At 57.2% G+C, this 25,374-nt stretch carries 22 protein-coding genes; 17 read left to right on the forward strand and 5 right to left on the reverse strand.

The window, feature by feature from the left end; translation table 11 throughout:
• Nucleotides 1-22: 22 nt before the first annotated feature.
• The 9 genes from THEVEDRAFT_RS03245 to THEVEDRAFT_RS03290 all read left to right on the forward strand — a co-directional run bounded on the left by THEVEDRAFT_RS03245 (nt 23) and on the right by THEVEDRAFT_RS03290 (nt 12,963).
• On the forward strand, nt 23-784 hold the full coding sequence (locus tag THEVEDRAFT_RS03245) for a type III pantothenate kinase (protein ID WP_006583299.1): 762 nt from the start codon (nt 23-25) through the stop codon (nt 782-784).
• The gene (locus THEVEDRAFT_RS03250; RefSeq protein ID WP_040825266.1) at nt 781-1,743 is read left to right on the forward strand and encodes a tRNA dihydrouridine synthase; all 963 of its coding nucleotides are present in this window, start codon (nt 781-783) and stop codon (nt 1,741-1,743) included. Before THEVEDRAFT_RS03245 ends, THEVEDRAFT_RS03250 begins: the two co-directional genes overlap by 4 nt.
• A gap of 131 nt (nt 1,744-1,874) precedes the next feature.
• The gene (lysS, locus tag THEVEDRAFT_RS03255) at nt 1,875-3,395 is read left to right on the forward strand and encodes a lysine--tRNA ligase (protein WP_006583301.1); all 1,521 of its coding nucleotides are present in this window, start codon (nt 1,875-1,877) and stop codon (nt 3,393-3,395) included.
• Between the two features lie 13 nt (nt 3,396-3,408).
• A complete protein-coding gene (gene ligA / locus THEVEDRAFT_RS03260; RefSeq protein ID WP_006583302.1) occupies nt 3,409-5,406 on the forward strand; it encodes an NAD-dependent DNA ligase LigA in 1,998 nt (665 codons plus the stop codon).
• 20 nt (nt 5,407-5,426) lie between these two features.
• A complete protein-coding gene (gene gatC / locus THEVEDRAFT_RS03265; RefSeq protein WP_006583303.1) occupies nt 5,427-5,717 on the forward strand; it encodes an Asp-tRNA(Asn)/Glu-tRNA(Gln) amidotransferase subunit GatC in 291 nt (96 codons plus the stop codon).
• A 7-nt stretch (nt 5,718-5,724) separates the two neighbouring features.
• Nucleotides 5,725-7,194 (forward strand): Asp-tRNA(Asn)/Glu-tRNA(Gln) amidotransferase subunit GatA, encoded by a 1,470-nt coding sequence (gene gatA, locus THEVEDRAFT_RS03270; RefSeq protein ID WP_006583304.1) that lies wholly within the window; start codon nt 5,725-5,727, stop codon nt 7,192-7,194.
• Between the two features lie 2 nt (nt 7,195-7,196).
• Complete coding sequence (gene gatB / locus THEVEDRAFT_RS03275) at nt 7,197-8,648, forward strand: Asp-tRNA(Asn)/Glu-tRNA(Gln) amidotransferase subunit GatB (protein WP_006583305.1); 1,452 nt, start codon at nt 7,197-7,199, stop codon at nt 8,646-8,648.
• A gap of 119 nt (nt 8,649-8,767) precedes the next feature.
• Nucleotides 8,768-10,858 carry an elongation factor G gene (gene fusA, locus THEVEDRAFT_RS03280; protein WP_006583306.1) on the forward strand — a complete coding sequence of 697 codons (2,091 nt, stop codon included), beginning with the start codon at nt 8,768-8,770 and terminating at the stop codon, nt 10,856-10,858.
• Nucleotides 10,859-11,448: 590 nt separating this feature from the next.
• Nucleotides 11,449-12,963: an S-layer homology domain-containing protein gene (locus THEVEDRAFT_RS03290; RefSeq protein WP_006583307.1), complete on the forward strand. Its 1,515-nt coding sequence runs from the start codon at nt 11,449-11,451 to the stop codon at nt 12,961-12,963.
• Between the two features lie 250 nt (nt 12,964-13,213).
• On the opposite strand, the gene THEVEDRAFT_RS03295 is transcribed toward THEVEDRAFT_RS03290, so the two are convergent.
• The 3 genes from THEVEDRAFT_RS03295 to THEVEDRAFT_RS03305 are packed head-to-tail and all read right to left on the reverse strand — an operon-like array spanning nt 13,214 to nt 15,655.
• Nucleotides 13,214-13,417 (reverse strand): hypothetical protein, encoded by a 204-nt coding sequence (locus tag THEVEDRAFT_RS03295; protein WP_006583309.1) that lies wholly within the window; start codon nt 13,415-13,417, stop codon nt 13,214-13,216.
• Nucleotides 13,410-14,822, reverse strand: coding sequence for an NADPH-dependent glutamate synthase (gene gltA, locus THEVEDRAFT_RS03300; RefSeq protein WP_006583310.1), 1,413 nt, complete (start codon nt 14,820-14,822; stop codon nt 13,410-13,412). Before gltA ends, THEVEDRAFT_RS03295 begins: the two co-directional genes overlap by 8 nt.
• Nucleotides 14,813-15,655, reverse strand: coding sequence for a sulfide/dihydroorotate dehydrogenase-like FAD/NAD-binding protein (locus tag THEVEDRAFT_RS03305; RefSeq protein WP_006583311.1), 843 nt, complete (start codon nt 15,653-15,655; stop codon nt 14,813-14,815). Before THEVEDRAFT_RS03305 ends, gltA begins: the two co-directional genes overlap by 10 nt.
• Before the next feature lie 258 nt (nt 15,656-15,913).
• Here THEVEDRAFT_RS03305 and THEVEDRAFT_RS03310 point away from each other — a divergent pair, with 258 nt between their 5' ends.
• From THEVEDRAFT_RS03310 to THEVEDRAFT_RS03335, 6 genes are all read left to right on the forward strand, one after another.
• A complete protein-coding gene (locus tag THEVEDRAFT_RS03310) occupies nt 15,914-16,156 on the forward strand; it encodes a glutaredoxin domain-containing protein (protein ID WP_006583312.1) in 243 nt (80 codons plus the stop codon).
• Nucleotides 16,157-16,312: 156 nt separating this feature from the next.
• Nucleotides 16,313-16,690: a dihydroneopterin aldolase gene (locus tag THEVEDRAFT_RS03315; RefSeq protein ID WP_006583313.1), complete on the forward strand. Its 378-nt coding sequence runs from the start codon at nt 16,313-16,315 to the stop codon at nt 16,688-16,690.
• A gap of 4 nt (nt 16,691-16,694) precedes the next feature.
• On the forward strand, nt 16,695-18,020 hold the full coding sequence (locus THEVEDRAFT_RS03320) for a glucose-6-phosphate isomerase (protein ID WP_006583314.1): 1,326 nt from the start codon (nt 16,695-16,697) through the stop codon (nt 18,018-18,020).
• A complete protein-coding gene (glsA, locus tag THEVEDRAFT_RS03325; protein WP_006583315.1) occupies nt 18,020-18,991 on the forward strand; it encodes a glutaminase A in 972 nt (323 codons plus the stop codon). Before THEVEDRAFT_RS03320 ends, glsA begins: the two co-directional genes overlap by 1 nt.
• Before the next feature lie 48 nt (nt 18,992-19,039).
• On the forward strand, nt 19,040-19,795 hold the full coding sequence (locus THEVEDRAFT_RS03330; RefSeq protein WP_006583316.1) for an ATP-binding cassette domain-containing protein: 756 nt from the start codon (nt 19,040-19,042) through the stop codon (nt 19,793-19,795).
• On the forward strand, nt 19,788-20,732 hold the full coding sequence (locus THEVEDRAFT_RS03335) for a SufB/SufD family protein (RefSeq protein ID WP_006583317.1): 945 nt from the start codon (nt 19,788-19,790) through the stop codon (nt 20,730-20,732). Before THEVEDRAFT_RS03330 ends, THEVEDRAFT_RS03335 begins: the two co-directional genes overlap by 8 nt.
• Nucleotides 20,733-20,857: 125 nt before the next feature.
• Here the strand turns inward: THEVEDRAFT_RS03335 and THEVEDRAFT_RS03340 are convergent, their stop codons facing one another.
• On the reverse strand, nt 20,858-22,615 hold the full coding sequence (locus THEVEDRAFT_RS03340) for a PEP/pyruvate-binding domain-containing protein (protein WP_006583318.1): 1,758 nt from the start codon (nt 22,613-22,615) through the stop codon (nt 20,858-20,860).
• A gap of 15 nt (nt 22,616-22,630) precedes the next feature.
• Nucleotides 22,631-23,389 carry a tRNA 2-thiocytidine(32) synthetase TtcA gene (locus THEVEDRAFT_RS03345; RefSeq protein WP_006583319.1) on the reverse strand — a complete coding sequence of 253 codons (759 nt, stop codon included), beginning with the start codon at nt 23,387-23,389 and terminating at the stop codon, nt 22,631-22,633.
• Between the two features lie 82 nt (nt 23,390-23,471).
• Between THEVEDRAFT_RS03345 and THEVEDRAFT_RS03350 the strand changes: the two genes are divergently transcribed.
• Together THEVEDRAFT_RS03350 and THEVEDRAFT_RS03355 are read left to right on the forward strand one after the other, a co-directional pair.
• Nucleotides 23,472-24,650, forward strand: coding sequence for a sensor histidine kinase (locus THEVEDRAFT_RS03350; protein WP_040825669.1), 1,179 nt, complete (start codon nt 23,472-23,474; stop codon nt 24,648-24,650).
• Nucleotides 24,619-25,305, forward strand: a complete 687-nt coding sequence (locus THEVEDRAFT_RS03355; protein ID WP_006583321.1) for a response regulator — start codon at nt 24,619-24,621, stop codon at nt 25,303-25,305. The genes THEVEDRAFT_RS03350 and THEVEDRAFT_RS03355 overlap by 32 nt, the downstream gene beginning before the upstream one ends.
• Nucleotides 25,306-25,374: the final 69 nt, after the last annotated feature.

The raw sequence follows: 25,374 nt of genomic DNA on the forward strand, positions 1-25,374 counted from the left end.
TGACCGTAAGGGGTTGGTGATTTTGCTTCTTGTGGTGGACATAGGTAACACGAACACGGTCATAGGGGCCTACGAGGGTGATGACCTTTCTGGCCATTGGAGGATAATGTCCGACAGGAGGACCTCCGATGAGCTTGGCCTGATGCTCCTTAACCTGTTGGGTTTAAGCGGATCCAGGGGGTCGGTGGAAGGGGCTGTGGTGTCCAGCGTGGTGCCCAGCCTTGATGAGGTTTGGAGCGATGCCTTGAGCAGATATCTGTCCGTGCGACCCATTTTCGTAAGCCCTCAGCTTGAACTTGGCATTGGGGTGGCTTACGGGAATCCTCAGGAGGTCGGGGCGGATCGATTGGTCAACGCCGTAGCCGGGGTGGCCCTTTATGGGAAGCCTTTAGCTTTGGTGGATCTGGGTACCGCCATAACTCTTGATGTGGTGGATGGGCGGGGTACCTACCTTGGGGGAGCCATAGCCCCGGGGATGGTGCTAAGCATGGAGACCCTTTTCTCCAGGACCGCAAAGCTTCCCCAGGTAAGCCTTGAGGCCCCCAGGAGCGTCATAGGCAGGTCCACCATGGAGTCCATAAGGTCCGGAATAATCTACGGCTATGCGGGAATGATAGATGCCCTTGTGGAGCGGGTCTTTGCGGAGCTTGGGGAGTCCTTCCCGGTGGTTGCCACCGGCGGTCACGCCAAGGTCTTGGCGGAGCACTCGAAGTTCAAGGTGATCGTGGACCCGTGGCTCACCCTTAAGGGGCTCAAGATGATATACGAGAAGAACCGTCCATGAGCGGTTGGGCTTATCCGTCGTCCATAGGCGGTTTGTTGGTGGATGGTCCCCTGTGGCTGGCGCCTATGGCGGGCATTACGACCCCTTCGGTCCGCCTGTTCCAGAGGAGGCTGGGGGTATCCCTGGTTCACACCGAGATGGTGAGCGCCTTTGGCCTGATGTATGGTGGGAGGAAGAGCGCGGAGATACTGGTGCCCGCGGAGGGGGAGGAACCCATCGTGCCCCAGCTGTTTGGACCTCATGGGGATTGTCTCCTAGCCGGTGCGAGGATAGCCTTGGAGGCCTATCCGTTTAAGGTCTTGGAGGTTAACATGGCCTGTCCCATGCCCAAGGTTACGAAAAAGGGGGCAGGGGCTGCGATGATGGATAGGCCTTTGGAGGCCTTCAGAGCCGTTCGGCTGCTCAAGGGGCTTGGGCTTCCCGTGTGGGTAAAGTGCAGGGTCATGCCCGGGGGTTTTGCGGATACCGCAAGGTTTTGCGGTGGACTGCTGGACGCCGGGGCGGACCTTTTGATGGTGCACGGAAGAACCGCTTCGCAGCGGTACGAGGGGAAGGCCGACGTTGAGCAGGTGATCGGGCTTGCGAGGAGCTTTCCTGGTCTTGTGGTGGGGTCCGGTGATGTGTTCTCCGCCAGCGATGTGCTGCGCTATCTTGAGGGGGGATGCCCCGCGGTGCTTCTGGCCCGGGGTTTTCTCAGGGATCCGCTTCTTGCATGGCGTTGTTCAACGGAGTTGGGTTTGAACTCCAGTTACCCTGCGGTGAGCCCCGTGGAGGCCCTTGTGGAGCTTGGGGACATGCTGTTCGTCCGTGAGGGGGAGAGGACGTGTCTTCTGCTCGTTAAGCGCATGGCCGCGTCTGCCCTCCGGGGACATCCCGGTGATGCGGAGAGAAGAAACCGCATGATGGGGATTAAGAGCTGGATTGAACTTAAGGGTTTCATTGCGGGGTTGGAAATTTAACTAAGGTTTTCTGGGTTTGGCTTTGGTAAATTTGATAGAATCGATGCGGAAAAGCGTAAATACGCCTGCCGCATCTGATTGGTGATTTGAGCTGCGGTGAGGCGAAGATGATGTTAAGGGAGGACTAAGATATGAGTGATGGGAACGAGCGAAACCAGGCTCAGGGGTGCATGCCCGAGGAGGAGATATTTCGTCAGAGGAAGGAGAAGCTCTTTCGACTTAGGCAGGAAGAGGGGTATGACCCTTTTGCGATCGACAAGTTTGACCGCCGGCATTCGGTGGCTTGGGTAAGGGGGAAGTATGAATCGCTTAGCCAGGATGAGGAGGGCGATGAGGAGCTTTCCCTGGCGGGTCGTGTGATGACCTTAAGACGGCATGGGAAGGCTTCCTTTGCCACCATGGAGGAGGACACCGGCAGGATTCAGCTTTACTTCCAGCTGGACAACATGGGGGAGGATGCCTACGGGTTCTTCAAGAAGTGGGTGGACACCGGTGACATCCTGGGAGTTAAGGGCACCCCCTTCAGGACCCAGAGGGGTGAGCTGTCCATCAAGGTCAGGGAGTTCAAACTTCTTAGCAAGGCCCTAAGGCCCCTTCCCGAGAAGTGGCATGGTCTTAAGGACCAGGAGGTGCGCTACAGGCAGCGTTACTTGGACCTCATGGTGAACCCGGAGGTTAGGGAGACCTTCCGCAGGAGGACCAGGATAATCCAGACCGTGAGGAGGGTCTTGGATTCCCACGGCACCTTGGAGGTCACGACCCCGATATTGTCCACCCTTGCCGGGGGGGCCAACGCGAGGCCCTTCGTAACCTTCCATAACGCTTTGGGCATACCCATGTACCTCAGGATAGCCACGGAGCTTTACCTCAAGAGGCTTGTGGTGGGGATGTTCGACCGGGTTTACGAGATAGGTCCCAACTTCAGGAACGAGGGGATAGACCTTAAGCACAACCCGGAGTTTACCGCCATGGAGGTTTACTGGGCTTACGCCAACAACGAGGACATGATGAACCTCTGTGAGGAGATATTGGTGGCCTGTGCGGATGAGATGGGCTCGAGGGTGTTCACCTATCAGGGGCGTGAGATCTCCTTTGAACCACCGTTCCGCAGGGCCACTATGATGGATCTGGTTAAGGAGCATACCGGGATAGACTTCTCCACCATAAGCGATGAAGAGGCCAGGAGGATAGCCTTGGAGAGGCATGTGGTGGACGAGCTAAAGGGCTACGAGACCAGGTATCACCTCCTGCCCGAGTTCTTCGACGCCTACGTGGAGGACAAGCTGATCCAGCCCACGTTCGTTATAGGGCATCCCACGGTTATATCCCCTCTTGCGAAGCGTAACGCCGAAAATCCGGACATAACCGACAGGTTTGAGCTCTTCGTGAACGGGTCTGAGCTGGCGAACGCGTTCAGCGAGTTAAACGATCCGCTGGATCAGAGGGAGCGGTTTTTGGAGCAGGTTAAACAGAAGGAGGCCGGTGACGAAGAGGCTCACGTGTTCGACGAGGATTTTGTCAACGCCCTGGAGTATGGGCTGCCTCCCACCGGTGGAATGGGCATAGGAATAGACCGGTTGGTCATGCTGCTTACCGACTCCAAGTCCATAAGGGACGTCATACTGTTCCCCACCATGAAGCCCAAGGCTTAGGAGGTGTTGTGCTGTGGACCGCTCTGAGGCCCGGAAGCGGATGGAGGAGTTGGCGGAGCTCATACGATACCACGACCGGCTCTACTATCAGGAGGACTCGCCGGAGATCAGCGACGGTGATTACGACCGGTTGGTTCGGGAACTTTCGGCCCTGGAGCGGTCTTTCCCTGACCTTGCCCTTGAGGATTCCCCGTTAAGGCGGGTTTCCGGGGGTGTCTCCGAGGGGTTTAAACGGGTGCCTCACAGCGTTCCCATGCAGAGCTTGGATAACGTGGTGAGCCCTTTAGAGGTAGAGGAGTTTTTGTGCAGGCTGGCGGATTCTCTGGGTTTTGAGCCCCCGGTTGTGTGTGAGCCCAAGCTGGACGGTCTTGCGATAAGCCTAACTTACGAGGGAGGTCGCCTCGTAAGGGGGGCCACCAGGGGAGATGGGACCGTGGGGGAGGACGTGACTCATAACGTCATGACCATAGCGGCCATCCCCAAGGAGATAGCCTACATGGGGCATCTGGAGGTCCGAGGCGAGGTCTTCATGAGTAGGGCGGACTTCGCGGAGTTGAACGCTCTCAGGGAGGAGCAGGGGCTTAGCACCTTTGCGAACCCAAGGAACGCCGCAGCGGGGTCCTTGCGTCAGTTAGATCCCAAGGTTACCGCATCCCGAAGGCTCAACGCCTTCTTCTATCATCTGGTTAACCACCGGGAAGCGGGGATTAAGACCCAGGTGGAGCTCCTGGAGTGGCTTAAGGGGCAGGGTTTCCCGGTTCAGGAGGATTTTAGGCGGTGCGTTGGGGCGCCGGAGGTCCTGGAGTACCTGGAGTTCTGGGATCGCAGGAGGCATTCTTACCTGGCTGATACCGATGGGGTGGTCATAAAGCTCGATCCGTTGGACCTTAGAGATGCCCTTGGGAGCACCAGCCGCTCTCCCAGGTGGGCGGTGGCGTACAAGTTCCCGCCGGAGGAAAGGCCCACCAGGGTCCTTGACATCGAGGTATCGGTAGGCAGGACCGGTGTCCTCACTCCCACTGCGGTATTGGAGCCCGTGAGGCTTTCCGGCACTGAGGTCCGGAGGGCCAGCCTCCATAACTTTGATGAGCTGAGGCGAAAGGACGTCAGGGTGGGTGACACGGTATGGGTTAGGAAGGCGGGGGAGATAATTCCCGAGGTGATCCGGGTGGACCTGGATCTAAGGCCCGAATGGTCATCCTCCTTTGAGGTACCCTCGTCTTGTCCCGTATGTGGTTCTTCCGCGGTTAGGCTGGATGGTGAGGTGGCTCTTCGCTGTCCCAACAGGTCTTGTCCGGCCCAGCTTAAGGAGGGGTTGATCCACTTCGCTTCCCGGGACGGAATGGATATAAGGGGGCTTGGGGACAAGGTGGCGGAGCAGCTGGTGCAGCGGGGCTTGGTGCAGGACTTCTCAGACCTGTTCAGAATGACCGTTGAGGACTGGCTTAAGCTTGACAGGATGGGCAGGAAGTCCGCGGAGAACATGGTAAGGTCTGTTGAGATGGCCAAGGACAGGCCCCTTAGGAAGCTGCTTTATGCCTTGGGGATCCCGGGCGTGGGGGAGAGGACCGCCAGGGACTTGGCCGCCCGCTTCGGCGCCCTAGATGCGGTTATGAACGCATCTTTGGAGGAGCTCTCCTCGATCAATGGGGTTGGCCCGGTGGTGGCTAAGGGGGTTGTGGATTTCTTCCGGGACCCGGGGAACAGGAGGTTGTGTGAGAAGCTCGCTGCCGCAGGAGTTAGAACCCGGGAGGAAATGGTTCGCTCAGAGGGAGGACCTCTCAAGGGCATGAGGCTGGTTTTCACCGGGGAACTGAGGTCCATGAAGCGCAAGGAGGCCCAGGAGCTGGTTATTCAGCTTGGCGGCCAGGTATCCGATTCGGTATCCAAGAACGTCACCGCGGTGGTAGCCGGGGAGGGGGGAGGAAGTAAACTCTCCAAGGCGGCCTCATTGGGGGTTCCGGTTTGGGATGAGGATCGGTTCCTGGAGTTAGTGGGTGGAGTTCGTTAAGGACGGGGTGGTGATGGACCATGAGGATAGATGAGGAAGAGGTGCGCCGCATAGCTGATTTAGCGAGGCTTGAGCTTAGGGAGGACCAGGTATCTTCCATGGTGGAGCATTTCAGGCGCCTTGGAGAGCACTTCGAGGCCCTTCGTTCGGTTGACCTTAATGGGCTGGAGTGTTTGGTGGATGACGAGCCCCCAGGCCGCATGAGGGAGGATCAGGTACGGAGATGGAGGGATTCGGAGCTTGTGCTCTTGGGGGCTCCACGGCGGGAGGGGCATTTCTTCAAGGTCCCGAGGATAGGGGTTAAGGAGTGATTTAGGCATGGATCTGTATGAGCTCCCCGCCTGGCGGGTCGCCGAGGGGGTAATCAGAGGGGAGATGAGCTCCAGGGAGGTGGTTGAATCCTGCCTTGAGAGGATGGACTCCCTGGATGGCCGGATAAAGGCCTGTCTTGAGGTTTATGCGGAGGATGCGGTTGAGGAGGCTGCCCGGATCGATGGTCTTGTGGCATCGGGGGAACATCCTGGTCCTCTTGCGGGGGTGCCGGTGCTGCTCAAGGACAACATCTGCGTGAAGGGAAAGAGGACCACCTGCGGTTCCAGGATGCTGGAGAGTTGGGTATCCCCTTACGATGCTTCGGTGGTGGAGATGCTTCGTAGGGCCGGGGCGGTGATAATGGGCAAGACCAACATGGACGAGTTCGCGATGGGAAGCTCCACCGAGAACTCCGCCTTCTTCCCCACTTCAAACCCTTGGGATCTTGCCAGGGTGCCCGGTGGGAGCTCCGGCGGCAGTGCCGCCGCGGTGGCAGCGGGTTACGTTCCCCTTGCCCTGGGCAGCGATACTGGGGGATCCATACGGCAGCCCGCCGCCTTCTGCGGGATTCACGGTCTTAAGCCCACCTATGGGATGGTGAGCCGATACGGTCTTGTGGCCTTTGCGTCCTCCTTGGATCAGATAGGTCCCATGGCCAGGGATATGGGGGACATAGCCCTGTGCATGGAGGTGATAGGAAGGGAGGATCCATTGGACGCCACGTCCCGGTCTTTTGGATCCGGCAGCTTCCTATCAATGCTCCGCAACGACAGCCTCAAGGGGCTTAGGGTCGGCATACTGAGGGGCTTTGATGATGACGGGGTTTGTCATGAGATAGTAAAATCGGTGCTTCTCGGGGCCAGGTACTGCCAGGACGCGGGTGCTTCGTTGGAGGACGTGACGCTCCCAGTATCCATGGGTGCTGGTCTTGCCAGCTACTATGTGATAGCCCCTGCGGAGGCCAGCTCCAACCTCGCCAGGTTTGACGGGGTGAGATTTGGGCCCCTTGGGGATGCGTCTTCCCTTGAGGAGATGTATCGGGAGGTTCGTTCTACCTTTGGGGAAGAGGTGAAGCGCCGGATAATGGTGGGTACTTATGCGTTGAGCTCCGGTTATTACGACGAGTATTACGGCAGGGCCCAGCGGGTCAGAGCCGCCATACGGGAGGAGTTCAGGCGGCTTTTTGAGCGGGTGGATTTGCTCATATGTCCCTCTTCCCCGTGTCTGCCGTTCCTTAAGGGGGAGATGGCGGATGATCCGGTCAGCATGTACCTAACCGATGCCTTTACGCTTCCCGCCAACCTGGCCGGGGTGCCGGCGCTCTCGGTGTATGCGGGCATGTCGAAGGATAAACTGCCCCTTTCGGTTCAGCTAATGGCCCCTTGGGGTGAGGATAGGCGGTTGGTCATGGCGGGGGCGGTGTTGGAGAGGGCCTTTGGGGCTCCATCGGTGGCTGGATCTAAGGGGGTTCTTTGAGCATGAGGCAGGTTGTGATAGGACTGGAGGTTCACGTTCAGATATCCACCTCCACCAAGCTCTTCTGCTCCTGTCCGGTGGACTACATAGGTGCGGTACCCAACAAGAACGTGTGCCCCCTTTGCCTTGGTCTTCCTGGGGCCCTTCCGGTTCCGAACAGGGCGGCGTTGGAGGCATCGTATCTCACCGCCATGGCGCTGGGGTGTTCGGTTAACAGCAGGATTCGCTTCCACCGTAAGAACTACTTCTACCCGGATCTTCCAAAGGGTTATCAGATAAGCCAGTATGACCTGCCCATAGGGGTCAGCGGATCCATTGTGCTCCGTGACGGGAAGTCCGTGCGGATCCAGCGGCTTCACCTGGAGGAGGATGCGGGCAAGCTGGTTCACTCCGCCGAGGACGGCAGGCTTGGGGGTGCCAGCCACTCGCTGGTGGATTACAACCGTTCCGGGGTGCCCCTCATGGAGATAGTGTCCATGCCGGACATGAGCTCTCCCGGGGAGGCCAGGGAGTACGTGGAGCGGCTCAGGCGGTTGGTTCGGTACCTTGGTGTGTCCGATGGGGACATGGAGGACGGGTCATTGCGGGTGGATGCGAACGTGTCCTTGTGCGGTGAGGATGGTTCGTTGGGCACGAAGGTGGAGATAAAGAACTTGAACTCCCTCAAGGCCCTCGAGCGGGCCTTGGCCTATGAGATAGCCCGTCAGGGGGAGTTGCTGGACCGGGGAGGTCGGGTTATCCAGGAGACCCGTCACTGGGATGATGCAGAGGGGGTGACCCTGGGTACCAGGGGCAAGGAGGAGGCCCATGACTATCGTTACTTCCCGGATCCGGACCTTCCTCCCTTTGAGATGGCCGATAGGGATCTTGAGAGGATTAGGAAGCAGCTTCCGGAGCTCCCGTGGGAGAAGGAGGTTCGTTTTGCCAGGGAGTATGAGATAAGCGGGGATGACCTATCGGTGCTGTTGGAGCGAAGGGATGTGGCGGACTTCTTCGAGGCCGCGGTTGCTAAGGGGACCCGACCCAGGAGTGCCGTCAACTGGATAAGGATGGAGCTTTTGCCCATGGTTGAGGCATTGGGGGCGAGTTCCATAGGGGATCTTAGGGTTTTGCCCGAGGACCTTTGGGTCCTGGACCTTAAGGTTCTCAAGGGGGAGCTCTCTCCTGGGGCAGTGAAGTCCATATTGAAGTGCATGCTCGAGGATCGCTGTGGTCCGGAGGATGCGATAAGAAAGCTCGGTATAGGTGCCAGGTTGTCCGGGGAGCGTTTGGCGGAGCTGGTGGATGGTGTTTTAGCGGAAAATGGAGAGGTGGTAGAGGAGATCTTAGCTGGGAAGGACAAGAAGGGGGCCAAAGAGAGGTTTTTGCAGGGACAGGTTATGCGCCTGGCCAAGGGGCAGGCTGACCCCGCTGAGGTGGCCCAGTTGATAAGGGGTAAGCTTGGAGTAGATTAGGTATGTAATGCTGATAAGTTTGACTGTTCCTCAATCGTTGCCTTAAGATAAGGAATGTGTGCTGTTCCGTGCCCCGGCGGAGTCTGGGGTGAATACCGTTCCTCTAGGAGGCAGAAGCGATGGGGACAAGGAAACCTGAGGACATCCGGACCGTAGCGCTATTATCCCATGGTGGTGCAGGGAAGACCTCCCTGGCCGAGGCTATGCTCTTCGACGCGGGCTTGACAACCCGGATGGGGAAAGTGGAGGACAAGAACACGGTCTCCGACTTCGACGCGGAGGAGCACAAGCGTCAGATATCCATAGGGACCTCTCTTCTCACGGTGCCGTACAAGGGCAAGACCCTTTACGTGCTGGACACCCCAGGGTTCTCGGACTTCCAGGGTGAGCAGATTTGCGCCTTGAAGGTGGTGGACTCGGCGGTCATCCTGGTAAGCGGGGTTCACGGCGTGGAGGTTCAGACCCAGAGGTGCTGGGAAGGGGCTGAAGCGGAGGGAATACCGGTTGTCTTCTATGTGAGCAAGATGGATCGGGAGCACGCGGATTACGATAAGGTTGTGGGGGAGCTCAAGGAGTCCTTTTCGGACCGGGTAGCTCCCCTTTTTGTTCCCATAGGTCAGGAGGCGTCGTTTAAGGGTATAGTGGACGTTCTCTCCCTCAAGGCTTACACGTACAAAGGTGATGGCAGCAAGTCCTTTGAGGTTGGGGATGTCCCGGCGGACCTGAAGGACAAGGTCTCCGGTCTGAGGGATTCGTTGGTTGAGCGAGTGGTTGAGGCGGACGATGAGCTTATGATGCGCTACCTGGACGGGGAGGAGATCTCCTACGAGGAGCTGGTGCCCGCCTTGAGGAAGGCGGTCCGGGAGCGCATGGTGTTCCCGGTCATACCTGGTTCCAGCACTGTTAACGTTGGGGTTGTTCAGTTCCTGGATATCCTGGCGGATGTTTTGCCTTCTCCGCTGGAGATGTCTCCCCGGAAGATGGTAAAACCCGATGGCTCCGAGGCCTTGCTGCCCCCTGATCCGTCAGGTCCGTTCTATGCCATGTGTTTTAAGGTGATGGTGGATCCCTACGTGGGGAAGCTTTCCTTCATAAGGGTGTTTTCCGGGAGGAACACTGCGGATCACGGGGTCTTTAACGTCAACCGCGGCGAGGAGGACAGGGTTAGCGCCTTCCGTCTCATGAAGGGCAAGGAAGGGGAGGACGTTAAGGAGGTTGTCACGGGGGATATCGTGGCCATACCTAAGCTTGAGAAGGCTCAGGTTGGGGATACCCTGAGCATCAAGGGTCAGGACATGAAGTTCCCTCCCATAAGCTTCCCCAAGCCGGTTTACAGCGTGGCGGTAACCCCCAAGAGCCGGGCGGATGAGGACAAGCTTGGCAACGCCATCCATAAGATGCTGGACGAGGACAGGACCTTGAGCTTCACCAAGAACCCTGAGACTGGGGATTCCGTGCTGTCTGGCATGGGGGATTTGCACATAGACATAGTCCTTTCCAAGATAAAGGACCGTTACAAGGTTGAGTTGGACACCAAGACCCCCAAGGTGCCCTATCGGGAGGCCATAAAGAAGAGCGCCAAGGCCCAGGGTAAGTATAAGAAGCAGACCGGTGGGCGCGGGCAGTACGGGGATGTATGGTTTGAGCTTTCCCCTGGGGAGAGGGGATCTGGCATAGTGTTCCTGGACCGGATAGTCGGAGGTGTGGTTCCTAAGAACTTCATACCCGCGGCGGAGAAGGGTCTGCGGGAGGCGGCCGCGAAGGGGGTCTTGGCGGGGTATCCTGCGGTGGACTTCGTTTGTGCCCTGTACGATGGTTCCTACCACGACGTGGACTCCTCCGAAATGGCGTTTAAGATAGCGGCTTCCATGGCGTTCAAGAAGGCGTTCATGGATGCTTCCCCGGTGTTGTTGGAGCCCATCATGAACGTGGAGGTTACGGTTCCTGAGGAGTGTCTTGGTGACGTCATGGGTGACTTCAACGGCCGCAGGGGCAGGATAATGGGGATAGACAGCAACGGTAAGCTCCAGGTGGTGAAGGCCCAGTGTCCGCTGGCGGAGATGTTCCGTTACGCCATAATCCTCAGATCCATGACCAGCGGCCGGGGCACCTTTACCATGGACTTCTCCCATTACGAGGAAGTTCCTTCCGAGATCGCCAAGAAGGTCATAGCCGCAGCGGCGGCGGAGAGGAAGGAAGAGGAGGAATAGGCCATCTGTGTCTTTGATGCCTTAAGGAAGTTTGGGGTTTCTTATGGGACCTTGAAATTTGGGGGGGAGCCTTCCTCCCCTTTTTTAATCCCCTGGTGGTAAATATAGAGTGCGGTCAAGCGATGTTCTCCAACTTGGTCCTGATTTTAAGTAACGTTTTTAAATAACGGAATTAGGGTGTTGATGGTTCAAGTTTTATTGCCCCCCGGCCCGGGTTTTTATGGACTCATTGTAGGTTGGGCCCTTGAAAAATTAACGTCTCATACCCAGCGGAGCTTTAGGGTGGATAGATTTGGTGACTTAAGTTGTTGTTGATGCGCGAAGTATTTTAGATATATAATTATTGTCTAAAAAATAATGAAATGAGGTGCTGCAGTAAGCCCTGAGGGCGGGAAAGGAGGTGCGATGCCCCCAAGCCAAAAAGGGGGAGCGGAGTTCCAAGGGCGCGGGATTTTGGATTCGGCGGGCGGCCTTGGCGCGGTTATCCGTGAGGGAACTAGGGTTCTTGCGGTGTTTCGCGTTTTGGGCGGTGTCCCGTTCGGTCCTTGGGTCCCGAGTCTAAAATACAGACTCAAGGGGGTAAAAACGATATGAAGAAGAGCTTTGCGATTCTCGCTGCCGCTCTGTTGGTGGCCTTTGCGGCCCCTGCTTTCGCGGCCAACCCGTTCATGGACGTTCCTATGAACCACTGGGCTTACGATGCGGTGAGTCAGCTGGCTTCCAAGGGCGTGATCTCCGGCTATCCCGATGGTTCCTTCAAGGGCGGTCAGCCCGCCACTCGTTACGAGATGGCTTCCATCGTGGCCCGGGCGCTCGCCAAGGTTGACCTTGACAAGGCCAGCAAGCAGGACGTGGAGATGCTGAAGAAGCTGGTCGTGGAGTTCAAGGACGAGCTGGACGCCCTCGGCGTTAAGGTGGACAAGCTCGACAGCCGCGTGGCGGTGCTTGAGAAGGACCTGGGCGGCTGGAGCCTCTCCGGTGAGCTCCGTTTCGATGCCAAGTTCGCCAACGAGAACGAAACCAAGTACGATTTCGACGGCAAGAACGAGTTCGACCTGAACCGTTACCGCCTCTGGATCAAGAAGCGGATCAACGAGACCACCACCTTCACCTCCAGGCTCGGCAAGGTGGCGACGAAGAACAACACTGGCGAGTCCGAGTATGACAGCGTCGCCTGGGAACAGTACTTTGTTACCACCAAGCTGCCCTACCACATCACCATGACCGTGGGTCTCCAGAACATCGACTGGGAGGACGAGAGGGGTCTCTATGTTGATAACGAGGCCTTCGTGGGCGACTGGGATCTCAAGGGCTTCCGGTTCCAGAGGAGCTTCGGCATGGTGGACTTTGATGCCTTTGTGGCCCATCAGGACGATGACACCGCTTCCGTGGATGAGTACTTCATGTACGGTGCTCGGATGGACTTCAACTTCAACGAGCAGTTCCGGCTGGGCCTCATGGGGGTTTGGCGCAGCTATGATTTTGCGGAAGATCGAAGGGGAGATGGCCCCGGTGGGACGCTAGATAGGATTGGCCTCCAGGACGTCTATGGTGCTGACATGGAGTTCAAGTTCAATCCCTCGGTGTCCTTGAAAGGAGTCTACTACAAACAAAGCCTGTGGAAGCAACGTAATGCGACGTTGGATAACGACAGCCCCGCGGCCTACAAGGTCATCCTGGACGCCAAGCAGGATCTCCTGAAGTTCACCAGCCTGTGGCTCGAGTACGCCAAGATCGATGATGCGTTTGTGATGACCAAGGATCGCAGCAGCAGTGCTTACAGCAACTATGGGGCAGAGGTCTTGTTTAACCGGGGACCCGATTCTAGGGATGGTGACACCACCGTGTTCTTCGCCCGGGCGGATCAGAAGTGGGACGACAAGTGGAGCACCTTCCAGAGATATGTTAGAGCTAGTTTTAATGATCCTAGCACTCCTAATCTTGATGACACCAAGAACTATACGTTCGGTATAGTTTACCAGCTCAACCGGGCGGTAAAGATTGAAGCTACCTATGACAACATAGACTATGGTACCGGGGGCGGGAGTGGTAAAAACGAGGGGGACGATCATTTGGTACGATTGAGGACCCAGGTTGTTTTCTAGAAGGTCTGGTCTTGGTTGTTGCTAAGGAGGGACGAGGGATACTCGATCCCTCCTTTTTTATACTGTTGCATTTGGTTATTATAAGTCAAGTGTTGTTGGTGCTCTAGTGGATAATATATGAATGGCTGTCAAAGAGGCGTATGGTCGAAAAGCGACAAGGGAGAGAGAACGTTAGGTTCCCTCCCCCCGGTGGTTTGTGGCAGTATTCTTCGATTAAGAAAGATATGTGCCGCTTTTGCAGTTGTTGCCCTTAGCCCTTGAAGAAGCGTTTATCCTCCTCGTAGAACTGGAAGAGTCTTTCTTCCGCCTCTTGAGCCGACAGCCCTTCCTCGGTCACCACGTGGTGCCACATCCTGTCGGTGACGCCGTTGACGTAACGGATGAACTCCTGGTCATCCCGGGCTCCTGCAAGGGCGATGACCTCCGCTTTAAACCGCGCTGGGTCCTTAAGCATTGTCCTTCTTTTGGGATATGTACTTGTCCATGGCCTCTGCGGCGTCCTTGCCGGCTCCCATGGCGAGGATGACCGTGGCGGCACCGGTTACTATATCGCCCCCCGCGTATACGCCTGGCACGGAAGTGGCGCCGGTCTTGGGGTCCGCCTCTATGTAGCCCCACTTGTTAAGCTTGAGCTCCGGGAAGGTGGATAAAAGCACCTTGTTTGCTCCCTGGCCTATGGCCTCGATGGCGGTGTCAGCCTCTATGACGAACTCGCTGCCCGGTACTGGCACGGGACGCCTGCGTCCCGAGGCGTCCGGCTCCCCAAGTTCCATCCGGATGCATTTAACCCCTATAAGCTGTCCCTCGGCGTTCCCAATGTACTCCACCGGGTTGGTGAGCCAGTTGAAGATTATCCCCTCTTCCACCGCATGGTGGTACTCCTCGATCCTGGCGGGTAGCTCCTTTAGGGACCTTCTATATACCACCTGGACCTCTTCAGCGCCTAGGCGTCTTGCGGATCTGGCGGCATCCATGGCCACGTTTCCCCCTCCTACCACCACGACCCTCTTGGACCTCTTGGTTGGGGTGTCAAAGTCGGGGAACTCATAGGCGTGCATCAGGTTTATTCTGGTTAGGTATTCGCTTGCGGAGTAGACCCCGTTTAGCGTGGTGCCCGGTATCCCCTGGAAATGAGGTGCTCCGGCTCCGACGGCTATGTAGATCCCGTCGAACTGCTCAAGCAGTTCCTTGATCTCCACGCTCTTGCCCACCACCGCGTTGGTTACTATCTGGACCCCCAGGTCCTTAAGGGCTCCGATCTCCATCTCCACTATCTTCTTGGGGAGTCGGAACTCCGGTATGCCGTAGACCAGGACCCCGCCGGCGGCATGCAGGGCCTCGAAGATCACCACCTCGTATCCCCTCTTGGCCATGTCCCCTGCCAACGTAAGGCCTGACGGTCCGGATCCTATGACTGCGATTCGTCCTTTGGAAGGTCCTTTTTGGGGTTTGGGAGATGAGGGCTGGTTTTGATACTTCCAGTCCGCCACGAGCCTTTCCAGCTTGCCTATGGCAACTGGTTCGAACCCCGGGACCTTGCCCAGGGTGCAGACCCCTTCGCACTGGTTCTCCTGGGGGCATACCCTTCCGCAAACTGCGGGCAGGTTAGTGTAGCTGCATAGGATCTCCGCCGCCCTGGGCATGTCCGACTCGGCCACTGCCTTTATGAATCCTGGGATGTCTATGGCCACCGGGCAGCCTTTTATGCACGGGGCGTTCTTGCACTGGAGGCAGCGGTTGGCCTCTTCCACCCCCTCCTCCAGGGTGTATCCTAGACACACCTCCTGGAAGTTGGAGCACCGTTCCTTGGGGTCCTGTTCCTTTATGGGGGTTTTGGTCTTGGGTTTGATCAGAGCCATGATAGGTCACCTACCTCCTGCTCGTATCTCTCAATGGATATCCTTTCCTCGTCCTTGTACTGCTTGAGCCTGTTCAGGAACTCGTCCCAGTTGACCTTGGTCCCGTCGAACTCCGGGCCGTCCACGCAGGCGAAACGAATCTTGTCGTCCACGGTGACCCTGCAGCATCCGCACATGCCGGTGCCGTCCACCATCAAGGGGTTCAGGGAGACCCATATGGGGATGTTAAGGTCTTGGGCGGTGAGGGAGCAGAACTTCATCATTATGGAAGGCCCTATTGCCCAGCACTGATCTATCTTTTCCTCCCCTGCCACCAGCTTCATGGCGTCGGTAACGAGTCCCTTCATGCCCTCGGAGCCGTCGTCGGTGGTTACGATGAGCCTGTCGGACCACTGGGCGCACTCGTCCTTCATTATGACCAGATCGGAGGTCCTGCCTCCCAGTATGGTTACAGTCCTGTTGCCCGCCTTTTTAAGTGCCCTTAGTATGGGGAACAGGGCGGCTATCCCAACCCCTCCCCCCACCATCATGACGGTGCCGAAGTTGTGGATCTCGCTTGGCGTGCCTAGCGGTCCGGACACGTCCGCCAGTTTGTCTCCTTCGTTGAGGGAAGCCATGAAGGCGGTGGACTTGCCTACCACCTGGAAGATAAGCCTTACAAGCCCTTTGTCCTCGTTGAAGTCCGCTATTGTGAGAGGGATGCGCTCTCCCTTTTCGTGAGGCCTTACCACCACGAACTGCCCCGGCTTTGCGTGCCGTGCCACCATAGGCGCTTCAACCCAAACGTCGTACTCCTTGGGTGCTATGCGCCTTTTGGATACTATGGCGTACATTATCGACCCTCCCTATGGTTTTAGGGGTTGCAAACCCCGGTTCGCTGGCCGCTTACGGGGCTAATTTTAGCAGTATTTTCGGAGGTGCGAACCGTTGTTTAAAGGTTCAAGCATTAGTTATTTTTTTCTCGATGGCGTTGAGGTTGACGGTACATCAGGAGGTGGTAATATATACCCTGTAAGGGTATATGTCACAGGCCTTGTTGGGTGATAATGTGACAGGGCTTAGAGATCCAGACGTGAGAGGAGGAGTTGCTTATGGGTGTTAAGGTTTTCTCCACCAAGACTTGCCCTTGGTGTGTTAAGGCCAAGGATTACCTCAGGTCCCTTAACGTGGCCTTTGAGGATGTGGACGTAAGTGCCAATCGGGAGGCTGCCATGGAGATGGTGAAGGCCACAAAGCAAATGGGGGTTCCGGTTATACAGGTGGGGGAGAAGTACATAGTTGGATTTGACCAGGGGGCTATAGACAAGGCCCTTAGGGACGCGGGGCTTCTATAGCTTCAGCCCTGCTTAAATCTAAAGTGCGTGCATGGTTTTTGCGGTTAAGCGGGTCCGGGCCCTTGGGTTACCCGGGCCCGTGCTGTATCTGAAGCCCCTTATTTGGTATGATTTAAAAGGTGGCAACACAGTTTAATATCTCGGGAGGCGAGAGCCATGCTTACCACCATGACGATCAAGGGCATACATTTCCACGCGTTTCATGGGGCCCTGGAGGTGGAAAGGGAGCTGGGACAGGTTTTGGAGATAGACCTGAGCCTGTCATATGACGTTGAGCCCAAGGATCTTGACAGTGAGAAGGTACCTCCTGTGGCGGATGCGTCGGTTTATGAGATAGTCCAGAAGGTGGTGATGACCACCAAGTTTAAAGCGATGGAAGGGTTGGCCTTGGAGATAGCCCGCAGGCTGATCAAGGCCTACGGCGTGGTGGAGCTTGTGACGGTCGTAATAAGGCGTCGGCAGCTCTTCATCCCCGGGGACGTCCAGTCCGCTGAGGTTGAGATAACCGTAGATCGAGAGGACCTTGGGGAGTAGAGCCATGGGGTCGTCCCTTAAGTTTGCCTTAGGGGCTGTTTGGGGAAAGGACCTTCCATCCGGGGAGGTCCTTTCATCCCTTAAGTCCCGGGTGTTGTCGGCTTTTCATGATCTGGTGAACCGCAAGGACCCCTCTTGGCTCGGTTGGATGGACCTACCGGATCAGGAGGTAGACGGTGTAATGGAGGCCGCCGATTGGCTAAGGGGATTCGATGCCTTTGTCCAGGTGGGCATAGGTGGATCCGCGCTGGGTAACCTGATGCTCCATCAGGCCCTTATCGGGGATATTGAGATGAAAACGGCGAAGCCGTGCTTCTACCTGGCGGACAACCCCGATCCCATGAAGCTCCAAGAGATGTGGAAGGACCTAGAGGGGCGCCGTTTCGCCCTGGTGGGGGTGAGCAAGTCCGGTTCGACCGCGGAGACCACGTCCCAGTTCATGTGGTTCCTCGATAAGCTCAAAGGCTCCTACGATTCGGTGCTCCTGATAACCGACCCGGAGGGCGGGATCTTCAGGAAGTTCGTTAACGAGACCGGCTGTAGGAGTCTACCCTTGAGGTCCGACGTTGGAGGGCGCTATTCAGTGCTTAGCCCAGTGGGACTTTTGTCCGCCGCAGCCCTGGGGATTCCGGTAGATCAGCTGTTGGAGGGTGCTAGGGCCATGAGGGACGGCCTTATTTCCCAAGGGGACTTTGATCGTAATCCCGCCATGAGGCTCGCGGCCTGTCATCTGTACCATGAAATCTCCCAACGCCCCATGGCGGTGATGATGCCATATTCCAGCAGGCTTGAGCGTTTTTCCGAGTGGTTTGCCCAGCTGTGGGGGGAGAGCTTGGGCAAGGAGGGACGAGGTACCACTCCTATAAGGGCCCTTGGGGCGATCGATCAGCACTCCCAGGTGCAGCTGTACATGGAAGGCCCGGATGACAAGTTCTTCACCATCATCGACGTGGCTTTCCCGCAGGATGTGGCGATCCCGCAAGCTTCTTCCGAGGCCCTCAAATCCCTGGATTACCTGGCGGGCAAGGGCCTTGGCGAGATGCTTCGCAAAGAGGCCATGGCCACCGCTTCCGCCCTGGCCGGAGCGGGTCGTCCGGTCATGTGGATTCAGATGGAGCGTCTGGATCCAAGGTCCCTTGGAGAGCTCATCTTCTTCTACCAGTTCACCACCGCCATAACCGGTTTGGCCATGGGCGTAAACCCCTTTGACCAACCTGGGGTTGAGCAGGGTAAGCGATACACCTACGGTCTCATGGGGCGCCCTGGTTTTGAGGAAGAAGCCGAGAGGGCTGAAAGGGCCTTTGATGTCATAAGCTCCGAGGTGCTGTGATGAATACCGAGGTTTTAAACGGAAGGTTGGAGCCCCATGGGGATGGGGAGTTGATAAGCAAGGTCCTTGAGACCGTGGTCGAGCAGGTTCGTCCTTGCACTTCCCGCGGAAGCGTGGCCACGTATATACCGGAGCTTGGCAAGCAGGATAAAGGGCTTTTGGGGATAGCCATGGCATCGGTTCAGGGAGACGTGTGGGTGGCCGGTGACTGGGACAGCCCCTTCACCATGCAGTCCATATCCAAGGTTGTATCCCTTGGGCTTGCCCTAACCGAGATGGGGGAGGAAAGGGTGTTCTCCCGGGTGGGGGTTGATCCCACCGCCGACCCCTTCAACTCCATCATGAGGCTTGAGATGGTGGCTCCCCATAGGCCCCAGAACCCCCTTATAAACGCCGGGGCCATCGTGACGCTTTCGCTGCTCCCGTATCCAGATTCGCATTCCCGCTTTGCCGCCGTGAGGGATCTTGCAAGGCGACTCACCGGGGCTATGGATCTGGACATGGACGAAGCGGTTTACGTTTCCGAGAGGGATACCAGCGACAGGAACAGGGCTTTGGCCTATTTTCTGCGGAGCGTAGGGGCCCTTGAGGGGGATATTGAGGACATATTGGACAGCTACTTTAGACAGTGCAGCCTACGGGTTAACGCTAAGGACTTGGCGGTCATGGGGGTTACCCTGGCTTCCGGGGGCGTTAACCCCTTCTCTGGGGAGCGGGTTTTATCCTCAAAGGTTTGCAGGATCATGAGGGCCCTCATGGCCACCTGCGGGCTGTACGACGGTTCCGGAGAGTTCGCGGTTCGAGTGGGGGTGCCCGCGAAGAGCGGTGTGGGAGGGGGCATCGTGGCCTCGGTCCCCATGCGATACGGCATAGGGACCTTTGGTCCCGCCCTTGACCCCAAGGGTAACTCCCTCGGGGGGATAATGATGTTGGAGAGGATATCCAAGGAGCTCTCCCTTCGGGTCCTGTAAATTGAAGAACCCGTTCATCCTTTGCTGGCATTGAGGAGACATGAAATCATGATGATGTCCAAGAAACCCCTGCTTCAAGTGGAGGACCTTCACGTTTACCGTGAGGGCAATCAGATATTGAGCGGTGTGGATATAAACGTGTACCCCGGTGAGGTAGTTGGGGTGCTAGGGAGGAACGGGGCGGGTAAGTCCACCCTTGCCTACTCGATAATGGGGTTGCCCCAGTACCTGCCTTCAAAGGGGACAATAACATTTGATGGGCAAGATATAACCGATTGGTCCATAACCGATCGGGCCAAAGCGGGTATAACCCTGGCGTGGCAGCATCCTGCCCGTTATGAAGGTATATCGGTCCAGGAGTATCTCGGACTTTCCAAGCCCGGGGCAAGGGTTGAAGAGTTAGCGGAGGCATTGAGGCTGGTTCAGCTGGAGGAGTCGTACCTTGCGCGAAAGGTGGACAAGGCCCTTTCCGGCGGGGAGAGGAAGCGGATAGAGCTGGCCTCGGTTTACCTCATGAGGCCCAAGCTGGCCATCTTGGATGAGCCGGATTCAGGGGTAGATCTCTTGGCCCTGGTGGACATAATGGAGCTTTTCCGCCGCATGGTGCGGGAGGGAAGCTCTGTTCTAATAATAACTCATCGAGAGGACGTGGCGGCCCAGTGCAGCAGGTCCTATCTGGTTTGCAAGGGGCACGTCATCCTGGAGGGCAGCGCCGAGGCGGTAAAGCGCTACTTCATGTCCCAGTGCGAACCCTGTGCGGATACGTCCCCGGACCTGGTGGGGGAGGTGAGCTCCGGTGTTTGATGTGGCCTCTGAGTACAAGACGTTGGTGGAGATAGCGGAGAGGAGCTCCGGTGGGCACTTTGGGAACCCCGATACCGTGTCGGTGGTTGTGCACGGCAATCGCGTCCTCTCTTCCCATGTGCTGCCCGGGGTGTCCCTGGAGGCGCAGGAGACGGAGGACGGTATAAAGGCCTTCATAACCCTGGACGAGGGGGTGAGGCTGGTAAAGCCGGTTCACATCTGTTTCGGGCACTTGGGGGCTAAGGGGCGTCAAACCATAGACACGGTTATAAGGATGAAGCGTAATTCCTCTGCCATCTTCCTGGCCCACTGTGTATTCCCCAACGCCGAGGAGTTTCTTCACCAGATGGAGGGGGAGATATACCTTGAGGAGGGGGCTTCCCTGACGTACAACGAGGTGCATGTCCACGGCCCGGAGGGCAAGATCGTTGTGCGGCCCAAGACAAACGTGGTCCTGGAGGACAAGGCCCTGTACCGCGGGGACTTCACCTTGGTGGAAGGCCGGGTGGGGGATCTATCGATAGACATATACGTGGACGCAAGAGGCGTTGGCAGCTCCGTGGAGATAACCTCCAAGGTCTATGGTAAGTACGACGACCGATGCCTCGTTCAGGACGTGGTTAAGCTTTCCGGCCGTGGCAGTTCTGCCCTCGTTAAAGCCCGGGTGGTCCTCAAGGACAGGAGCGTTGGTACCTTTTACGGTACCATAGAGGGAGCCGCTCCCGGGGCAAAGGGGCACGTGGATTGCACCGAGATCGTTCAGGGGGAGGCCGTGGCGGAGGCCTCTCCGGTGGTTAGGGCATCCCACTCGGAGGCGGAGATAACCCACGAGGCTGCCATAGGACGGATAGCGGACGACAAGATAGCGGGTCTCATGGCCAAGGGGCTATCAGAGGACCAGGCGGTGGACTTCATAGTGGCGGGGCTTCTCCGGTGATTATGGCTGGCATATAAGGGGCTGGTTTCCGTGCCTTGAGCCCAAGGGGGGCCCCATTAGGGATGGGGCCCCCCTTCATTTTAGAGACCACCACGTTATCGGTGCTTTGTTCTCTTTATCGATCGTCAACAGTCGCAGGGGGGGTCGACCCGGTTTACAACCACAACACCCCGGTTCTCGGTGCCGTCCGAGTAGACCGAGAAGCTGCCCCGGTAGATCCTTATGGCCATGTGGGGGCCTTCCACGTAGGCCGCTTGGTCAAACCAGTCCTGGTCGAACAGGTTGCCCTTTTCCCCGTCGTAAACGGGCATGTACATCACGTTATCGGTCTCCAGGTCCGAGAAGAAGTGAGTCCCGTATGAAAGCTCCGGCATGTGTCCGGATCGCGGGATCCCGAGCTCCACTATGCAGGCGCACTGGGTGAGTTCGTTGTATTGAACTGGCACGCCAAGCTCCGGGTTGCTGGATCCCACCCTTCCGGGAGCGACCAGTATGTAGCGGTTCTCCCCCATGGATTGGTTTACGTAGCCTATTCCACGGGCCACCGAGTGGAAGTCCGGTCCAGAGCCGTATATCCGGTAATCCACGTAGACCAGATACTTAACATCCTCCAGCACCCCGTCGGTGACCATCCGGTCCGCCATTAGGATAACCTTTCGCCCCGTGATGTCCGGGATCTTGGCGGACCCAACGGCGCTTCCGCCTATCCATAGGGGCCTGGACTGCAGGAGCTCCAGCTGGTCTTCAGCGGGTTCGTAGGCGTACTCTATGTCAGCCGGTACCCCCATGCTCTGTTCCAAAATGGGCAGCATGGCCCGCATGCGGTCGAAGAAGACCCGGCACTTCTTGGGGAAGTCCTCGAAGGTAAAACAGACCTTAGAATAGGAGTTTGGTATCTCCGTGGAATAGTCCACCGAGGAGAAGTATCCGGTGTCTCCGTCAACGGTGTAAAGCTGCGCAAAGATCCCTAGGTTGGGATGCCACCTGAGGAGTTCCCTCCACATTTCCTTAACGTCCAGCGTTACCAGCTCGCCGGTGTTGCCGTCGATCGCTTGGAAGCGTTCTTGGGCGTGCTTCATTATCTTGTAAGGGTTAGAGCCCTCTGGGCGAAGGGCGGGATTGGTAAGGGAGAAGGTCCTGGCGTATCCCCTTTTGGTGCTCATGGTTCCAAGGCCGAAGACGAAGCGCAGGATGCCGTCCTCCATCCTTACCCTCGTGGTCCAACGGCGCACGTTCCGTGAGTACCCGACGCCTCCGGTGGTGGGGTAGTAGTAGCGTCCCCTCCAGCGGCCGGACATTCGCATTACTATTATGCCCATCATGTCGTCCCCAAGGTTATGTTTTTTGCGGTATCCGATGGCGGTGGGGAAGAACGTCCTGGCGTATATTCGGAGCATCTCCTCCTCAACGGCTCGGATACGCTCCTCCATGCTGCCCCTGTTCATCAGGAACGTGGACCTGTACTTGCCTGCAAAGGAGTGTTTTATCGAATCCTCCAGGACGCTGCTGCTTCTCACCACCACCGGATCCTCCACGGTGGCAAGAAAAGACCCTATGGCGGAGGTGACCGTAGGTGGCAGCTTGGCGGATAAGAACGCTTGTTCTACCCTAGTGCCGTCGTCCCCGACGAGCTCTTTTATGCGGTCCTGACCGCCGAGCTGGTCCACTACCTCCTGAAATACCCCGGTTCCTATGAACAGGGAAGGGGGTATCCTCACAGATGTTAAAAGCTCGTTGCCGCTCGACCATAGCCGGCGGGCGGCATAGAGGAGGGACCTCCCCTTGCCTCCAATGGATCCCTCCCCCACTATCATGGGGCGGAAATCCTCGTCCTCTCTCGGATCCCACGCGAAGTACCTCTCAAGGGCTTCCTGATCTTGCAAATGGGCCCCTCCTCTCTATGGGTTCTCATGGGGCTTGCCCCATCCAAAGGGGCTTGGTATGGACAACAAGGCGTTCAGCAGGTTCCCTCCTAGCCCCGGTGTTTGGGCCTCCAGACTGGACAGCAGATCCTTGACCTCGCTCCTCTTCGTGCCCTTTTCCACCAGTGGGCAGGCAGGGGCCATGGGCTTAAGGCCCAATCTTCGCATTTCCCCCTCTATGGCCTTCTCGCGGATCAATATCATGGGCCTTATGACCCTTATCCCGGTCCTGGACATGGTCATTGCGGGATCGAACGACTTAAATCGCCCTGCCATGAGTAGGTTCATAAAAGCGGTCTCCATGGCGTCATCCAGGTGATGCCCCAATGCTACCACGTTACATCCCACTTGCAGGGCCTTGGAAGCCAGGATCCCCCTTCGAAGGTTTGCACATAGGCTGCAGGGGTTGCTCTCCCCCCGGGCTTCTATTATGCTGAAGGTGGCGTGATTGACCACGGTGAGCGGGATGCCCAAGAGGGAGGAGAACTCCATGAAAGGGCTTAGGTTCCACTCTCCGTTGGTGGGATCTATGAAGCAGGCTTGCAGCTCAAACCTTACAGGGCTTCGCCTTTGAAGCTCCTTCAGACACAAGGAGAGGAGCAGGCTGTCCTTGCCCCCTGAAAGGCCTATCAGTATGCGATCTCCCTCGTTTATCATAGAGAAGAGGTGAACCGCTTTCCCCACCAGGTGCCTTATGCCCCTGGAGGGGGTTCGGTCCTCGCTGTCTTGGCTCATATGTACCCTCCCCGGCGTTTCAGCTTATGGACGCTCAATCCGAATTATAATGGGGCAGAGGTTCTTTTGCCGCAAGAGGGGGATGTGGGTTTTGGGTGGTGAAGTTTGGAGCGATAGGATAGACGATGCTCTGGATAAGGCGGCCAGATCACTTGACTCCAGCATAGAAACCGTGCTCGACATAAGGGACGAGATACGTTCCGGCATAAAGGAGAAACAGCGGGAGATAGAGGAGATCCGAAAGGAGCTGGAGGACGTCATAGCCGCTTCGGACTCCCTGGCGGAGGCCTATAGAAAAGCGCGGCTTAAGCTGGCCAAGGCGGCGGAGAATAGAGATGAGGCGATGCAGGCGGAGGCATATGACGAGGCCTCCCGTTTTATGAAGCTCAAGGGGAGCTTTGAGGAACGGGAGAGGGGCCTTAGGAAGAGGCGGGATGAGGCGGAGAGGGAGAAGGCCCGTCTTGAGCGGATGCTTTTAAGGACCGACGAGACCATGGGAAAGCTCAAGCTGGCGTTGGAGGTTCTAAAGAACAATACTCAAGACCTGTCCTCCGCCAAGGGAGAGAGGGACTACAAGGCGGCGGCCATGTCCCTTCGGTTGGTGGAACAAGAGAGTTTGCGCCTTGCAAGGGAGGTTCACGATGGACCGGCCCAGCACTGTTCTGGAGCCCTTCTCATCATCGACAGGATGGAGGGGCTGTTGTTAAATGGTGATCTGGATATGGCCAGGGAAGAGATAAGGTGTTTAAGGGATCAGATGGAGGATGCGGTAAAGGATTTCCGGACTTTTCTTTGGAGGCTTAAGCCGTCGGGACTTGATTTTGGGATAAAAGAGGGGTTGGAGCGACTGGCCCAAACCTTTTCCGACAGGTATTCGGTCCACGTGGAGGTGCTTATCCGAGGGGATGGGGATGCCATGAGCGGGCCTGCCAGGTCCAACGCCTATCGGATTGTCCAGGAGGCGGTGGCCAATGCCATAAGACACGGCGGGGCCAAGAAGGTTAAGATTTTAGGTTCTTTCGGTGATTCCATGGCCACGTTCAAGGTTTCCGACGATGGAAGGGGTTTTGATCCGGAGGCCGCCAGGTTAGAGGCATACAGAAGGGGTTCCCTGGGTCTCATTAACATGGAAGAGAGGGTGCGTCTTTTAGGGGGCACCATTCGCATAGAAAGCGCTCCGGGGCGAGGAACCTCGGTGATCTTCAGCATACCTCTTGGGAGGTTAGACGATGAGAAAGATTCGGATTGTGTTGGCCGATGACCACCGCCTCTTCCGGGATGGCCTAAGGCGCCTTCTGGAGATGGAGAAGGACATGGAGGTTATCGGCGAGGCGGAGGATGGAGACGGTGCGGTGGCGATGGTGTTGGAGTTAAGGCCCGATGTCCTGCTCTTCGACATTCACATGCCGAGGAAGGATGGTGTCCAGGTCGTTAAGGACCTTAAGAAGAGGGGGGATTATCTGCCGCGCTTCGTGGCCATAACTGCCTTTGACGATGATGATCACATAACGGCCCTCTCTTCGGTGGGCATAGATGCTTACGTGCTTAAGGCCTCGGGCATGACGGAGCTCCTTTCCGCCATAAGGTCCGTTTACAGGGGACATTCCTACGTGGATCCCAAGGTGGCGGGTAAGTTGCTCAGCACTTTCAACCGGCGAAGGGAGGAGCGGGACCTTCTAGGACGCCTTACGCCGAGGGAGCTTGAGGTGCTCTACTGGATAGCCCAGGGGCTTAACAACGCCGAGATAGCCAAGCGGATGGTGCTGTCGGAGAAGACCGTTAAGAACCACGTTAGCCACATTCTAAAGAAACTGGACCTGGTGGACCGGACCCAGGCGGCGGTTTTTGCCTGGAAGAGGGGGTTGGCCCAGCTGTCCAAGGATGACCTGGTTTTGGTGGGTACCGCAGTGGATTGATCTCTCTGTGGGGGGTTTTGCGCCCCCTTCCTTGCTCTAGATTGCCCTATGGTCGCGGTGTTGTTCCTT

It is taken from the genome of Thermanaerovibrio velox DSM 12556 (assembly GCF_000237825.1).
GTDB lineage: Bacteria > Synergistota > Synergistia > Synergistales > Synergistaceae > Thermanaerovibrio > Thermanaerovibrio velox.